General features: G+C 63.8%; 8 protein-coding genes. 6 read left to right on the top strand and 2 right to left on the bottom strand.

The features are described from left to right. Positions 1 to 7 precede the first annotated feature (7 nt). The gene (locus KPL74_06720) at positions 8 to 910 is read right to left on the bottom strand and encodes a J domain-containing protein (GenBank protein ID QWT21693.1); all 903 of its coding nucleotides are present in this window, start codon (positions 908 to 910) and stop codon (positions 8 to 10) included. A gap of 108 nt (positions 911 to 1,018) precedes the next feature. Here KPL74_06720 and KPL74_06725 point away from each other — a divergent pair, with 108 nt between their 5' ends. Beyond that, the gene (locus tag KPL74_06725) at positions 1,019 to 1,744 is read left to right on the top strand and encodes a hypothetical protein (protein QWT21694.1); all 726 of its coding nucleotides are present in this window, start codon (positions 1,019 to 1,021) and stop codon (positions 1,742 to 1,744) included. Between the two features lie 321 nt (positions 1,745 to 2,065). Here the strand turns inward: KPL74_06725 and KPL74_06730 are convergent, their stop codons facing one another. After that, on the bottom strand, positions 2,066 to 4,480 hold the full coding sequence (locus tag KPL74_06730) for an autotransporter outer membrane beta-barrel domain-containing protein (protein QWT21695.1): 2,415 nt from the start codon (positions 4,478 to 4,480) through the stop codon (positions 2,066 to 2,068). A 473-nt stretch (positions 4,481 to 4,953) separates the two neighbouring features. Here KPL74_06730 and KPL74_06735 point away from each other — a divergent pair, with 473 nt between their 5' ends. The 5 genes from KPL74_06735 (at position 4,954) to KPL74_06755 (ending at position 15,179) form a co-directional block, all read left to right on the top strand. Then, positions 4,954 to 7,074 (top strand): hypothetical protein, encoded by a 2,121-nt coding sequence (locus KPL74_06735; GenBank protein ID QWT21696.1) that lies wholly within the window; start codon positions 4,954 to 4,956, stop codon positions 7,072 to 7,074. Between the two features lie 23 nt (positions 7,075 to 7,097). Continuing rightward, positions 7,098 to 10,487 carry a hypothetical protein gene (locus KPL74_06740; protein QWT21697.1) on the top strand — a complete coding sequence of 1,130 codons (3,390 nt, stop codon included), beginning with the start codon at positions 7,098 to 7,100 and terminating at the stop codon, positions 10,485 to 10,487. 181 nt (positions 10,488 to 10,668) lie between these two features. Beyond that, positions 10,669 to 13,593 (top strand): Ig-like domain-containing protein, encoded by a 2,925-nt coding sequence (locus KPL74_06745; GenBank protein ID QWT21698.1) that lies wholly within the window; start codon positions 10,669 to 10,671, stop codon positions 13,591 to 13,593. Between the two features lie 111 nt (positions 13,594 to 13,704). Next, positions 13,705 to 13,908, top strand: a complete 204-nt coding sequence (locus tag KPL74_06750; protein QWT21699.1) for a hypothetical protein — start codon at positions 13,705 to 13,707, stop codon at positions 13,906 to 13,908. A gap of 41 nt (positions 13,909 to 13,949) precedes the next feature. After that, positions 13,950 to 15,179 carry a hypothetical protein gene (locus KPL74_06755; GenBank protein QWT21700.1) on the top strand — a complete coding sequence of 410 codons (1,230 nt, stop codon included), beginning with the start codon at positions 13,950 to 13,952 and terminating at the stop codon, positions 15,177 to 15,179. Positions 15,180 to 15,456: the final 277 nt, after the last annotated feature.

A 15,456-nucleotide genomic window follows, 5' to 3' on the forward strand; every position in this document is an offset into this window, starting at 1 on the left:
CCGCGCGTCAGCGCGGCGCATGCGCCGACGAGGTATGCAGGGTCCGCAACGGCGAGCTGTACCAGTCGACCACCGAGCCGCCTTCGAACTGCACCCACGAGGGACCGTACTCCCAGCGATCCGCCCCGCGCAGGGTCGGTTCGCCTTCGACGGCGACCACGTCGTCGTCCTTCATGCCAACGCTCAGCATCGCCGAGGCGACGGCGTGCGCCGGACGCTCCAGCGCGACGACGGGCAGGTTTTCGTTCTCCGGATCGATCCGGTCGGGGTCGGGAATCAGCGTCCAGACCAGCACCCCGGCGATGACGATGCTGGCCAGCAGGAAGATGCGCCGCGTCGGGAAGCCGGGCGAATCCACGCTGGCACGGCTGCTTTCCGGACGATCCGACACGTGCGCCGTCGCATGCGGCACGGAGCGATGGCCTGCCGTCGATGGCGGGGTGACGAACACCACCAGTTCGGTCGATGCGTCGTCCTGCGCGGCCGCCTCCGACGGGACCGACGCGACGGAGGCAGCGAAGCCGGTCGACGCGTCGACGTACGACACGTCGTCGCCTGCCGGCACGCCCGTGTCGTCATCCTCGCGCTCGACGACGTCGTCGCAAGGACCCGCCGCCACGGCCGCGGAAGGAACCAGCGGTACGACATTCGCGCGAGGAGGATTCACCCGCGCCGCGCCGGGAAGCCGCCCATGTTGCTTGTGGAACGACATCGCCGCCGAATACTGCGCCATCAGGCGCTGCAGGCGCCGCGCCGCCAATGCATCCGCGCGCGGGCCGCGGCTGCGCCGGTCGGGATGCCATTGCGACACATGCCGGCGATATGCCTGCTTGAAGTCGGCCAACGAACAGTCCGGCTGCAGGCGCAGCTTGCCGTACAGGTCCAGGAAATCGGTTTCGTCTGCCGCCATCGCTGGCCCCCAGGGGTGGCGCACGCGTTATCGTCCCGACAGTGCGCCTCAGCGTGAAGCGTGGCCTACGCCTTGCCACGTGACAAGTACAACTTATGGAGGATGCCCATGCCCATGCCCACGCCACGCCTGCTCGCCTGCCTGCTCGGCCTCGCCCTGATTGCCACCGCCAGCATGGCCGCCGAGCCACCGCCGTCGCTGGGCGCGCATGTCTTCCTTGGCCAGGGCGAAGGTCTCGGCACCGATCCGGCGGTGACGCCCGCGATGGATACGGCACCCACGGGTAGCGTGCTGATCGCGTTCAACGCCGGCTATGCCAGCAACGATGGCCGCCTGGAGGACACCTACGCGAACCGCTGGAAATCGCTGGGCCGGCCCATGACCTACGCCAACTACGGCGAACGCTTCGACGTGAAGGCCTTCGTCGCGCTGGCGGCGAAGGGCGGCACGGGGCATCGGGTCTCCATCGCCAAGCCCGGCGAGCCGAAGGGCGAGCTATCCCTGCCCTTCATCGAGGTGCGCAACGCCACGCGGGTGCAAGCCATGGCGCAGAACTATGCGGATCCGTCGATGGTCGTCGCGAGCAAGTCGATCACCGTGGACGGACCGGCGACGCTGCTGGCGTTCTGGTGGGGCGATGGCGGCGTCAAGCGGATGACCGCCGTACCCGGCGACGGCTTTACGCTCATCGACAGCTTCCTCCAGTTGCCCGACGAAAGTGGCGTGCAAGGTGCGGTCGCGTGGCGCCAGGTGGATAGCGCCGGCACCTACCAGGTGCACTGGACCGTCGCGCCCGTGCAGGGCGCCGCGCTGTGGATCATCGCGATCCGCTGAGGATTCGTCCGTATCCGGACGCTGGTGTCCGGATAAGGTAGGCACGAATGGCATACCTGCGCGAGTCTCCGCAAACACGCGACGAGAGGCTGTTTTCCTGCGTCCGAAAGCGGACGCGCGCGCCTACAACCACCGGCCTATTCTCTTTCTAAATCATCAGCCTATAGTCGAATCCACGATATCACCCGGGCCCCTCGACAGCCCAATGCGGATGGATTCCGCCTGGGACGCAAGGGACACACCACGCGCAGCGGATGCGCCGCTGGAAGCGACACGGATGACGGGCCGCAGGCGACCCGGGCGATATCGGCAGGGGGGGAATCAGAACGTCACGCGCAGGCCTGCATACCCGGCCCAGCCACGCATACCGTAGGTGCCGGTAAACGTCTGCCACGTACCCTCGCCATACACCTGCACGTGCCGGCCAAGCTGCGCCGTGGCACCCGCCGCGGCGCGCACGGCGTTGCCCACGCGCCCGCTGGCAAACCGCGCACCGACGTCGAAGGCTTCGCTGGAGACATCCACGCCAGGCGCACCGCCGGTGGTGTGGATCAGGTCGACGCGGCCGTAGGGTGCGAACGCGGGATTGACCGACCAGCCCAGCTGCACGCCCAGACGCGCACTGGTCTGCCCTGCCGTGCCCAGTGCGACATCCAGCCCATCGCTGTCCTGGAAGCGACGGAAGTTGAGCTGCTGGCGCTTGAGCTGGAACTGCGGCTCCACCGTCCAGTCGCCACCGATCGCCAGCGGCATGCCGGCCTCGACCGACATCACCCAGCCTGTGGCGCGGATATCGGCCACCTCGTCGCCGCGCATCGCGGTGGATACGTTGCCGTGGTAACGCGTACCCGAGAGCACGCCATCGACCCAGAAGCCATCGCCATGCTGCCACGTGATCCAGGCGGCCAAACCGTTCGCGGTGTACTTCGAGGAACTTTCGCCATCCAGTGCCTTCGGCGTCACGCGCGTGGTGCCGTGATCCACCGCCCAGCCAGCACGCAGCGAGCCGTTGTCGCCATCCAGCGCGATGACGCTACCGCCCACCTGCAGCGCGTTGACCTGCTGGTCGAAGTCATAGCCGAACTGCTTGAACGACAGGTTCGACGAATAACGCAACTGGCCGCCGAGGTAGCGCGCGAACATTTCACCGCCGACCGGGTCATGCGATTCACCGTTGCGGATATCGCCCAGTCGCTGGTGCAGGCCATCGTTGAGCATGTCGCCGTAGGTGAGCAGCGCGGCGGGTGCCGAAAGGTAGGCAGGCACCTGCGGGACCACTTCGACGCGATCGCCCGGCTCGGGACCGGGGTTCGGGATTTCCGGTTCGTCAGGATTGCCCGGATTCTCCGGCTCGCCCGGGTTCTCCGGTTCACCGGGATTTTCGGGATCGACAGGCTTCACCGGCCCGCAGTCTTCCTCGCAGACATAGCTGTTACCCAGGCGGTAATCCCAGTTGAAGCCGCTGCCCACGAGTTGCTTCTGCGCGGGATCGACCTCACCCGGGCCGAAGGCGTAAAGCTTGTACTGGTACGGACCGGCCGCGACGTAGCCACCGGCCAGCTCGAACGCATCGCGACGCGAGGTGCCACCGACCTGGATCAGCGAGATGCCTTCGTTGGCATCGACGATGCCGTCCTTGTTGAGGTCGGTGAGGCCACCATTGCCCGTGGGCGTTACCACGACCCTGGTCGGCCCCGTGGTGGTGACATCGCCTTCGATGAGCAGGCGATCGGTCTGCTGCACGCCCAGCGAGCCGCCTTCGTTCAGCACGGTGTTGAAAGTGAGCACACCTCCCGTGCCGCCGAAATCTCCGCGTACGTGAAGGTCACGGTGCGACGCATCCGCAGCGGACATGAAGCTCGCCGCGCCATCGAGCGTCAGCGCGCTGACGTCCGATGCCGCCGTAACGTTCCAGCGCGACGTCGCGTCGACACCCACCGTGACATCACCATTGATGGCACCCGTGAGGCTTGCCTGTCCACCCAGCGCCAGATTGAGGCTGCCCTGCTCGCCCACCACGACATTGCCGACGATATCGCTTGAACGAAGCGTTACGTCGGCACTGGCCGGGGCGATGACACCAGGGCGCGATGTACCACCCACCACTTCCAGCGCGGTGCCATTGGAGCCGGTCAGCGTGCTGCCGTTGCTGATGTCGATGGTGACGTTGTCGGTGCCGCCGGCCAGCAGCGAGGTGACGCGGACCGCACTACCGCCCGTGGCTACTACCCGGGTGTTGTCCAGGGTGAGCTGGCGCACGGGCGCACCCACCCCGCCGCCGCGCTCGTCCTTGAAGACGGAAACGCCACTGGCCACGCCGGTGATGGTGGAATCGCGGACATCCACGCTGCCCCAGATGACGCCAAGCCCGGCATCGGCCCCGGTCAGCTGCGACCCACGGACCTGGGTGATCGAACCGCCGCTGGAACGCACGCCCATCCGCGCACCGGTGATGCTGCTCGAAGCGATGGTGACGTTGTTTGGCAGCGTAGCCACGCCGTCGGCCGCGGCCTGGACGCCGTCGCCCGTCGTCGACCGGATCGTCGCATCGGTGATCACGCCGGTGCTGCCGTTGCGCAGCTCCACCGCGGCCGCGTTGGCGCCGTTGTGCAGCACACTGCCACCGGACATGAACAGCTTGCCCGACAGCGCGGTGACGCCTAGCGCATCGCCACCTTCGATTCGAAGCGTGGCACTGTTGAGCAACCACGTCTCGACAGGATCGCCTGGTGCCACCGTGGCTTCCCTGCCAGGGCCCAGCGTCGCTGCGTAGGCGGTGAAAGGCTGCAGCGAAAGGGCAGCAAGCACGGCGATAAAGAGGGGCGCACGACGCGCACGGGGATATAAGACGTCCATAAACGTTCCGGAAATGAGTGGGGGCCTCCGCAGCCGACGGGACGAAGCGGCGCTGCTTCGGGACTGAAACACGGGAGGGCAGGTAGCCTGCAATGCACATTGCAGCACGCGTGATGGCGTCCGCCTATTAGGCGAACTCCTAAAAATGCACGACGATCGTTACCTTCCCCCGCCCCGGCAGTGGGCCACCGCTCGCGGAGATCACGTGGTTCCGGCACGTGGCCGCTAACCTACGCCGCCCGCATGAAGCGCGCGTGAAACCGCGGATCCTACGTCGAAAGGCCTATTCCATTGGCACGCGATCGGCGTAGCGTGCGCTGAAACGGAGTTCCAACCACGACAAGGAGTCGGCCATGGCACGCAGCACCCCCCGCAAGCGCACGCATGTTTTTCCAGCCCGGCGCATCTATCTGCGCAACGGCAAAGGCCAGCCGGTCAGCCGATTCTTCATCACGCCGCTCGCTGCGGCTCCGGGGACCCGGGCCGTCCTTGACGGTGTCATAGAATTCGACGAGACGAAGTTTGCGCTCAAGGCGACGGGTACGCCGAACGAGGCCGAGCCCGACCATATCCTGCTCAAGAGCGAGCAAGGCAAAGACATCGAGGTCAAGGTGCCGATGGGGGACGAGCTCAACAAGGGAGAAGAAGTCACCCTTATCCTCAACGGCATCGAGCTCGAGACCAAGATCGTCCCGGAAGAGACGGACTTCTCGCCATTGCCCTTCACCATACCCGGTAACACGCCGCTGCTCGAGGGCACCAATTTCCTCAACTATCGACTCTATTATTCGAAAGGAAGCGGCGGCACGGACACCGGTCCCGGCGACCGTTTTGTCATTGATAAAGTAGCGCCCGGCGGCAGCCATTTCCTCGGCGCACCCGACGTGGATGCAGCTATCCGCGATGGCGGGCTGACCAAAGACAAGCTCGTCACCTTACCCGACGGCGTGACCAAGGGCCTCGCGTTGACGATTCCCAGCTACGAGGGCTTCGCCTACGGCGACAAGGTCGTCGCCATCGTCGACGGCAGCGCCGACTCCTACGTCACCGAATTCCCTTACGGCCACACCGGAGACCAGGTCGCCTACGCGACCCAGGCTGTGATTGCAGCCGCAGGCGATGGACTCATTGGCTTCCAGTACAGGATTACCGACCGGGCGGGCAACGTTTCCAGCAACTCCAACACGCTCACGGTGCAGGTTGTCCTGGAAGGTGCGCCGAACCTGAAGGCCGTCGAGGTACCGGCGTTCGACGACGATGACGACACAGGGGGCAAGCAGAAGCTGATCGACCTTGCCGATGCGACCGCGAACGACGGTGTGGTCGTGATCATTCCGTGGAGCGTGGATTTCAAGCCGGGCGACGTACTCACGCTCTTCTGGGGTGAGGCGATGCTTACGCCGTATACCATCACGGCAAGTGATGCCGACGCCGAGGACGACATCGTCATCGGCGTGATGTACCCCGCGATCTACGAGGAATGGACCGCCACCGCCAACGACGCCGACCAGATCGTCCCCGTCGACGTGCTTTATCGTTTGAAGCGCGGTAGCGTTGACGTAGACACGTCTCCCTCGAAGACTGTCGACGTAAACGTCTACCAGATTGGTGGTGGGGATCCCGACCCCGAGACCCCCGGAAACGACAACCTGCAAAAGCCCACCCTGGTCGCCGCCAGCAACGCCCGCGACAAGATCGAGGGGGATGATTTTGGCAAGCCTGCGACAGTCGAAGTGCCTAAGCAGACACGCCACGCCACGCCGCGCGATGTCTTCAAGCTGGACGATGTCGTCACCGTGACCTACCAGGACGAGGCATTGCCGCCCCATACCATCGTCGCGGGCGACCTGACGGATCTTACCGAGCCCCTTGTTTTCAGTATCCCCGCCAAGGTCATCGAGGATGCCGGAAGCGGGACGATGGCCCTGCAATACGCCATTACCCGTGCCGTCCAGGGCGGTGAGAACACGACCATGTCACCCGTCAAGGACGTCGTCGTCCATGGCAAGGATGAACTGCCGGGTGACGGCCAGGAGCTCGCTGCCGCGCTATGCCCCGAGAGCGAGGACACCTGGATGGATATGTCTAAGATCAATGACGGGACCTTGCTCGCCCTGCCAGAGTGGACGCGGTTCAACGGCACCGGGCAGGAAGTCCTCATCGAGTTCATGTACTTCAGCGCGCGGGACGGCTCACCCATTCCGGCACGCGGCTTCCAGCAGCGACTGGCTTCGCCGCTTACGTTGCTCGACGCGGAGTCACAACCGGTGAAGGAGCCGGACGGCAACGAAAGGCAGCCGGTCGAGGTTCCCTACGTGGCCTACCGCATCCCGCGGGAACGACTGGTCTACCAGCTGCCCGACAACCGCTTTTTCTATATCGAGGCGGTCTACAAGGTGAACAACACGTCAGGTGAAACCACGCCGGTCGCATCCGCCCCCGTGCAGATCAAGATCGATACACGCGGCTCCTGAGACCCAACCGCAAGGATGCGACCATGCATACCCACCCACGTTCCACCCGCCGCCCGCGCGCGGCGGTACTGCCCCAGATGATCATGCCCGACATCAAAGATGGCGGACTGGGGCATTTCGATTTGATCGCCGATCCCTACGCCCGTGTGCGGATGGTGATGGGTCCGCTGAGCCTCGACGAAGTAGGCCCCGGCGACACCCTGCGCGCCTTCATGAAGGTCGGCGCTGAAGAAAAGCAGATCGCCAGCCATGTCATCCAGCCTGGCGACCTGCCAGAGAGTCGCCAGGGCAGTCCGGTCTTTACGCTGGAAGCCAACGCATCGGAGATCAACAAGTATCCCGATGGCGAGTACGACTTCAGTTACGACGTGCTCTACAGCAACGGCAATTCCGATGGAAGCATCGAGCCCTTGCGCGTTCGGATCAAGCGCACGATCCCGGGTGATCCGGCCGATCCGAGCGCGCGTTTCAACGAGGCATTGGTCCTAGCCGAGGTCGTGCCCAGTCCGGTACCAGCGTCAGCGACCGCGGTCACGGTCACCGTGCCCGCTTGGACTAACATGGCCGAGGGCGACGTCGCCATCGTGGACTGGGAAAGGCTACGCCTGACACTGCCAGCGGTGACCGCCAGCGACGTCGGGCGGCCCGTATCCGTCACGCTCACGCGCGAGCAGCTGGAGCAGGTGGGTGGGATTCAGGATCTGCCGGTGTCGTATGAGATCTTCGACGTGGTCAGCAACCATTCGGGGCACTCGCGTTTCACCCTGGTCGACGTGGAGATTGAGCCGCCGGATGCGCTGACGGCCCCACGGATTCGCGAGGCCGACAACGGCACGATCGATCCGCTGAAACAGGGCGACACGCCCTTTACAATCCAGATTCCAACCGCCGGCCGGCGGCAGGTGCGCGCCGCGCGCAATATCGAGCCGGGCGACACCATTACCGCGACCTTCGAGGGACGCATTCCCGGTACCGGTGCATCCCACAAATGGGTCAGTCCGTCGCTCACCGTGCCCGGCGCCATTTTTGATCTCACCATCGCCTTGCCGGTGGAAGAGGTCACGCCACTGGCCGGTGGCACCGCCCGCGTCTCTTATACCGTCCTGCCAGTCGGCGGCGATCCCGCCTTGCCATCCCGCCATCTCGGCATCGTCGTCGCTGGCGTCCCCGCATTGTTGCCCGCCGTCACGATTCCAGAAGATGCAAACGGCGACGAAACACTCGATCCGAAAACGGAGATCGCCGATGGTGCAACTGCGGTCATCGAGTACCCCAACATGGCGCTGGATGACTACATCACCCTCGACCTGCTCGGCCGCCGCGCCAACGGCATGGCCGACAATGACCAGAAATACCGGCAGGTCTCCCACCTCGGACCGCAATCGGTGCATATCGGCACCGATTACCTCGGTCGCCTCGACGGCGGCACGCTAGAACTAAAATACACCTCGGTAAGCTTCGATGGTGTCGCGGAATTGCGAGCTACCCGCGAATCCGAAACGCGCACCTTCACCATCGGCAGCCAGCCGGTAGAGCCGAAGCTTCCCGCGCCCTTCGTAGCCGGCGTCGTCGACAGCCTTCTGCCACCGTCAACACGCCAGAGCGAAGTCGTCGTCTCCCGTAGCGTGCTTCAGGTCGGCGACGGTGTCGACTACATATGGGCCAGCGTCAAGAGCGACAGCGCGCATCTCACCGTGCGCAATCTCAACGATGACCTGCGTTTCGACGTGGATGGTGAGTTGATCAGGGCCAACGACGGAAGTGAGGTGGCGGTAAGCTACATCCGTACACGGAATGGTAACGTCGCACGCTCGGAGGAAGCGCGCTTTGCTATCGAGGAGGCTGTCTTCCTGCCTGCGCCGATGGTCAAGGAGGCTGTTGCGGACAACCTGGTGCCCGGCGCCGCGACGGGTGGTGCAACCGTGCAGGTGCCCGCCCGCCTCACCCAGACCGACACTGTCATCGTGCATTTCGCCAGCTACGACAGCCCGCCGACTAACTGGTCAGATGACCTGGAAATCGTCGTACCTCCGGGCGAAGTGGCGAAGGTACTGGGGACTACCATCGACGTTACATATACCGTCAATGGCAGACGCACTTCCGCGCTGTACGCACTCCATGTACTCGATTTCAGGGCCGACGATCCGGCACTTCCGCGGCCGTCCATCCTGCAAGCCGTCAACGGCGAGCTCGACCTAAGGACGTTTGAAGGCGATGCGACATTGAGAATCGCACCCTGGCCGCTCATGGCAACCGGGCAAAAGGTCTGGCTCAGTGTCGAGGGCACGGCGGCCGATGGAACCACGGACGAGCTTGTCGTACTGACAGCTGCTGCCGTCACGGACGGTGACGTATCCAACGGGCTCGAGAAGCCACTAAGTCGCACGTGGCTCGAATCCCTGGCGGCGACGTCAATCCTCAGCGTGTCGTGTTCTGCGACGTTTGACGGAAGCAGCGAGCCATCACGTTCTACGGCGTTCCCCGTGGGCTACTACACCTTACGTCGCGGTACCGACGACGACGACGGACACGCCTATCTTCTCGAACCGTTCGATATTCCTTTCCCGGCGATCAATCGGACATACAATTTTCCCTACTTCGACGTGGCAGTATCGGTTTCGAACACCTATTTGCGTAGCGATACCCACGAAACGCTGCCATACCTCACCGGCACGTCGATGCGCTTCTCCGACACGAGCAGACCATACACCCTCACGTTCATGCGACCCTTCACCTTCGTGAAGCTAGGCGCTGGGCACACGTCGGTGACCTTCTTCGCCGAAGATGGTTCGGTACTAGCTACCAAGAACTCGACAACATACGGCAGCTGGATCGAATTCTCCAGCTCACCTGACAAGCCGATCGCCCGCCTTGACGTCCGGGAAACGGGCGGAGCCTACTCAATCGTGGACAACATCCAGATGGGGGGCAGCTCATGGGCGGAGCGAGCGCCCCCATTCAGAGAAACGTTCAAGGACATCGCACTTGGTGACTATGGAAAGCGTGCAAGGATTCCGCGCTGGCTGATCAACACAGATGGCGAGCACTTTTCGATCCACGACGCGCCGGAAGGCATGGATGGACGGGCACTCTTCTTCAATCACAGCATTGGCCAGACGCACCAACTGACGCCTCGTTTCGCGATCGCGCCAAGATCGAGGATCGTGCTTCGCGTCAGCTCCACCCTTCAGACGGAGAAGATGATCAGGATCAGCCTCGCCTACGTGGACACTGTCGAACACACACAAAGATTTGCAAGCATGGCCGTACAGCTAGGCCAGACCCCAACGGATGTTGAATTCGCGGGCGGCGACTATGTCGCTCACCCAGGAGAGTATCTGGCTCAGATCTTCATGGATCTCACCTCTGCGCCGGGCGCATCCATCTACTACGATGCCATCGAAATTGATTGATTCACCGAAGCGAATCAAGTCGAGCGAGGCCAGAACGTTTTTCCTGCAGGACCAGGCCGTTTGACTCGGTCGAGCCTGAGTAAGCCAACACTCCAGAACGGATAGACCCGAACGCAAGGATGCGACCATGCATACCCACCCACGCACCCTCCGCCGCCCTCGCGCCGCGGTACTGCCCAAAATGATCATCACCGACATCGACGATGGCGGCCTCGGGCATTTCGATTTGATCGCCGACCCCTACGCCCGCGTGGCGATGGTGATGGGTCCGCTGAGCCTCGACGAATTAGCTCCCGGCGACATGCTGCGCGCCTTCATGAACGTCGGCGGCGAAGAGAAGCAGATCGCCAGCCATGTGATCCAGCCGGGCGACCTGCCCGAGAGTCGCCAGGGCAGTCCGGTCTTTACGCTGGAAGCGAACGCCTCGGAGATCAACAGGTATCCCGATGGCGAGTACGACTTCAGTTACGACGTGCTCTACACCAACGGCAAGTCGGACGGCAGCATCGAGCCCTTGCGGGTGCGGATCAAGCGAACCATACCGGGCGATCCGGACGATCCGAGCGCGACGGTGAACGAAGGCCTGGCCCTCGCCGAGGTGGTGCCCAGCCCGGTGCAGTCGTCGGCCAGTTCAGTCACCGTCACCATTCCCGCCTGGACGAACATGGCCGAAGGTGATGTCCCCACCGTGGACTGGGAGCGCCTGCACCTGACGCTGCCCGCCGTAAACACAGGCGGTGTCGGGCGGCCCGTGTCCGTCACGCTTACCCGCGACCAGCTCGAAGAAGTGGGCGGGATGCAGGATCTGCCGGTGTCGTATGAGATCTTCGACGTGGTCAGCAATCACTCTGGGCACTCGCGTTTCACCCTGGTCGACGTGGAGATCGAGCCGCCCGGTGCGCTGACGGCACCGCGGATCCGGGAGGCGGTCGATGGCGTGATCGATCCGAGGCAACAGGGAACTGATCCGTTTACGATCCAGATTCCCGCCATTGGCAGCCGGCAAGGACGCGAGGCACGTGACATCGCCCCAGGCGACCGGATCACCGCCACCTTCGAAGGCCGCATTCCCGGTACCGGCGCGTCGCACCAGTGGGTCAGCCCACCGCTCATCGTGCCAAACCCCATTTTCAACCTGACCATTGCGTTGCCGGTGGACGAAGTCGCGCCATTGGCGGGCGGGACCGCAAGGGTTTCATATACGGTGTTGCCCGTCGGCGGCGGGCCAGCCCTGCCCTCTCGCCACCTCGGCATTGCCGTGGCCGGCGTACCCGAGCTGTTACCAGCCGTCACGATCCCCGAAGATGCCAACGGCGACGACGTGCTCGATCCGCTCACCGAGATCGCCGAAGGTGCCACCGCGGTGATCGATTATCCCAACATGGCGCTGGACGACTACATCACTCTCGACCTGCTCGGTCGCCGCGCTAACGGCATGGCAGACAATGACCGGAAGTACCGTCAGGTTTCACACCTGGGGCCGCAGTCACTGACGATCAGCACTGACTACCTCACCCGCCTCGATGGCGGCACGCTGGAGCTCAAATACACCGCGGATAGCTTCGACGGCATCGCAGGAGTGCTGGCTCTGCGCGAATCCGAATCACGCACCGTCATCATCGGCAGCCAGCCTGAAGAGCCGAAGCTGCCCGCGCCTGCCGTCGCAGGGGTCGTCGACGGACTTCTCCCACCGTCTACACGGCAGAGCGAAGTGGTCGTCCCCCGCAGCGTGCTGCAGGTCGGCGACGGCGTGGACTACACCTGGCGCAGCGCCGTCAGCGACGGCGCCCACCTCACGGTGCGCAACCTCAACGACGACCTGCGCTTCGACGTGGATGGTGAGTTGATCAAGGCTAACGACGGAAGCGACGTGGCGGTCGGTTACACGCGCACGCGCGACGGAACCGTCGCCCGGTCGGACGAGACCGTGTTTACCATTGCCGCGGCGGCACTCCTTCCCGCACCCACGGTCAAGGAGGCCGTGGCCGATCAACTGGATCCAGGTGCCGTGGCTGACGCTGGCGGGGCCACGGTACTCATCACCGCGGATCTGAAGCAGGGCGACGAAATCGTCGTTCACTTCGGCACTTGGGACAGTGCACCAGTGGCATGGACGCAGATGCTTGCCGTGATCGTGCCACCCGGGGCCGTCGCGCAATACCTGGGCGAGGCTATCGACGTCCTGTACACGGTGAACGGAAAAGCGAGTTCGCTGCCGCTTAGGCTGTATGTCCTGGCGTTTCGCGACGCGGATGCGCGATTGCCGAAACCGACCATAAAGGAGGCAAACGACGGCGTGATTGACCTGACGTCGTTCTCCGGGGACGCGACTGTCATCGTGGCACCATGGCAGCTCATGGCCGAGAGACAGAAAGCATGGCTTTACATCGAAGGTAGGGCGCCCGACGGCGCCACCAGCAAGCTGGATCTCCTGGATGCCATCGACATGTCAAGGGACGACCTGGTTAATGGCCTGACACGCGAGGTCGACCGTGGCTGGCTCGAAAGGCTGTCCGAAGGCTCAACGGTAACGCCGGTCCTCCTGGTCACGTTCAACCGCTCGCCCGAGGTGGCAGACGCCGTTCGCTTCCCTGCAAACGACTATCAACTGGTTCTCTACACTGATTTCTTCATCGACCCATCGGCCGTCACACTTCGCATCGGTCAACAGATGACCCGCGCGGCCAGCGGAGGGGCCCCGCCCTACAGCTATGCCTCGGAGAACCCGAATGTAGCCAGCGTGGTCAACCCGTCCACCGGCATCGTACGCGGTATCGACGTCGGCACCACGACCATCGTCGCCACCGATGCCGCCAGGCATCGGGCCACCTATCCCGCATCCGTTACCGGGGCAATCGTCATCACTCCGCCGTCGCCAACCATGCACGTTGGCGACCGGGTCACCTTCACCTGCTCGGGTGGGTATCCGCCCTACAGATGGGTCATCCCGGACATTGATCGGTCAAGTCTCAGGATCGCTTCCGCGAGCGGTAACACGGCCGTCGTCGAAGCCATCGGGACTCTGCCGCCTCCTCCGCTGAAGGTGGTCCAGGTATTCGACTCGCATGGAACGCAGGGTGATGCAGGGCCGCATGTATACCCGTGATATGTGGCCAGACGCACCCGCTGATGCCTGAACGACCCGAACGCAAGGATGCAACCATGAAAACCACGCCGCTCCCCCGCCCGCCGCCCGCGCGCGGCCGTATTGCCCAAGATGATCATCACCGACATCGAAGATGGCGGGCTGCAAAATGACTCGGCCGAGATCCTGCAACTCCCAGAGGGCATTTCGACGTTCGATAGCGGGGCGCTCGGCTTGCCTGGCGAGATCGTCAACGTGGCGATCGCTGCCGAAGATGAAAAAAACAAGGAAAAAATGGACCTGTATCTTGGCTCGATCACCGCTATCTACCGGTAGGCCTCGATGAGGCCGGCCCAACGGGTGTCAAGGAGAGCGACATGAACGGACGTAACTCCCGTAACAAACCTTCCGCCACTTTCGACCCGCCCTTCGTACGTGGCGCGGTGAACGACCATGTCGACCCGGGACAGGGGAACGTCTACCTGGTGATCCCCCTCGACATCTTTATCGAGAAGGGCGATGAAATCGTCGTGACGCTTCGGGTCGATGACGGGTCGTCACGCGAGGAAACGCTTCATGCGACCAATGACGATGCCGCCGCGAGCATGCACCTCACGCCTGCCTACCTTGCCGCATGCGACGGCCATTCGGTCACGGCATCCTACAGCGTTACCGGCAAGGCCAACTCCCTGCCGTATCAGTTCAGCGTGGGACAGATCGGGCCCGCACTGCCCGTCCCGATCGTCGCGGAGGCAGCTGGCGACAACCTGGACCCGGTCGCCGCACAGCGGGGCGCGACGGTGGAGATCCACGCCCAACTCAGCCACAGCGATACCGTGGTCGTCCACTTCGGCGAATACAGCAGCGCACCCGTGAACGGGAAAGCCAACCTCAAGGTCGTCATCCCGCCGGGGGAGGTTGCCAGGGTGCTCGGTGAGGCGGTCGATGTCGTCTATACGGTCAATGAAAAACGTACCTCGCCTGCCCTGGTCCTGCACGTTCTCAACTTCCACGAGGACGACGCGAGGCTTCCGTTGCCGAGCATAAGGGAGGCCTTTGGAACCGCGGAGCTCGACCTTTTGCTCGTGCATGGATCAGCCCATGCCTCGGTATCGGCGTGGCCGCTCATGGCCGAGGGGCAGGTTCTCTGGATGGATATCAGCTGGGAGGGCGGTGAGATCGCGATGTTTACCGCGCACCGGCTGACGGCAGCCGAAGCGGGAAAGTCCTTCACCGTTGCCATCGTGCGTGATGAACTGGACCGCATGAGCGCCGGAACCCCGTTCATCCTGCGGCTTAGAGTCACGTTCAACGGCTCGACCCGCGAGTCCGAGGCCATAACGTTCAGGGTGCACCGCTACACGCTCCTCAAAACCCTGCCGATCGACATCGACCGGACGCCGGTGACCCTCAAGGTCGGTGAGAAATACCAGCGGTCCGCGACCAACGGAAAACTCCCGTACCGGTATGAGTCGCTCGTGCCGTCGGTCGTCCGCGTCACCGACGCGGCGCAGGGGGACATCGTCGCGGTGGCGCGTGGCGAAAGCTACATCATGGTCAGCGATGCGACGGGCGAGGAAGTGCCGTATCACGTGTATGTCACCTGACGTTGCGACAGGCGGCCGTTCCAGGCGGCCCCGCTCCGGCGGGGCCTTCTCATTCCAGCTCCATCGGCCAAACGCCTACCCCGGCTAGCGCGCTGGTTGTATAGGCCTGCCGCCCGGCGAAGCCTATAAATGATTCCGCGACCACAGGCGCCCTTGGCCCTGTGGATGAACACGGGGGATCGCATGAAAGCCGACGGGAAGCTGCGGGATTCGAAGGACCAGGGGACGTGGGGTGGCGGGCTGGCCGGTCTGGCCGGGTCCGCTATCGCGTACCTGG

It is taken from the genome of Bacillus sp. NP157 (assembly GCA_018889975.1).
Classification (GTDB): Bacteria; Pseudomonadota; Gammaproteobacteria; order Xanthomonadales; family Rhodanobacteraceae; genus Luteibacter.

Coding starts and splice junctions, on each gene's coding strand:
- KPL74_06725 (QWT21694.1), top strand. CDS start 1,019: ATGCCCATGCCCACGCCACGCCTGCTCGCCTGCCTGCTCGGCCTCGCC.
- KPL74_06750 (QWT21699.1), top strand. CDS start 13,705: ATGATCATCACCGACATCGAAGATGGCGGGCTGCAAAATGACTCGGCC.
- KPL74_06740 (QWT21697.1), top strand. CDS start 7,098: ATGCATACCCACCCACGTTCCACCCGCCGCCCGCGCGCGGCGGTACTG.
- KPL74_06735 (QWT21696.1), top strand. CDS start 4,954: ATGGCACGCAGCACCCCCCGCAAGCGCACGCATGTTTTTCCAGCCCGG.
- KPL74_06755 (QWT21700.1), top strand. CDS start 13,950: ATGAACGGACGTAACTCCCGTAACAAACCTTCCGCCACTTTCGACCCG.
- KPL74_06745 (QWT21698.1), top strand. CDS start 10,669: ATGATCATCACCGACATCGACGATGGCGGCCTCGGGCATTTCGATTTG.
- KPL74_06720 (QWT21693.1), bottom strand. CDS start 910: ATGGCGGCAGACGAAACCGATTTCCTGGACCTGTACGGCAAGCTGCGC.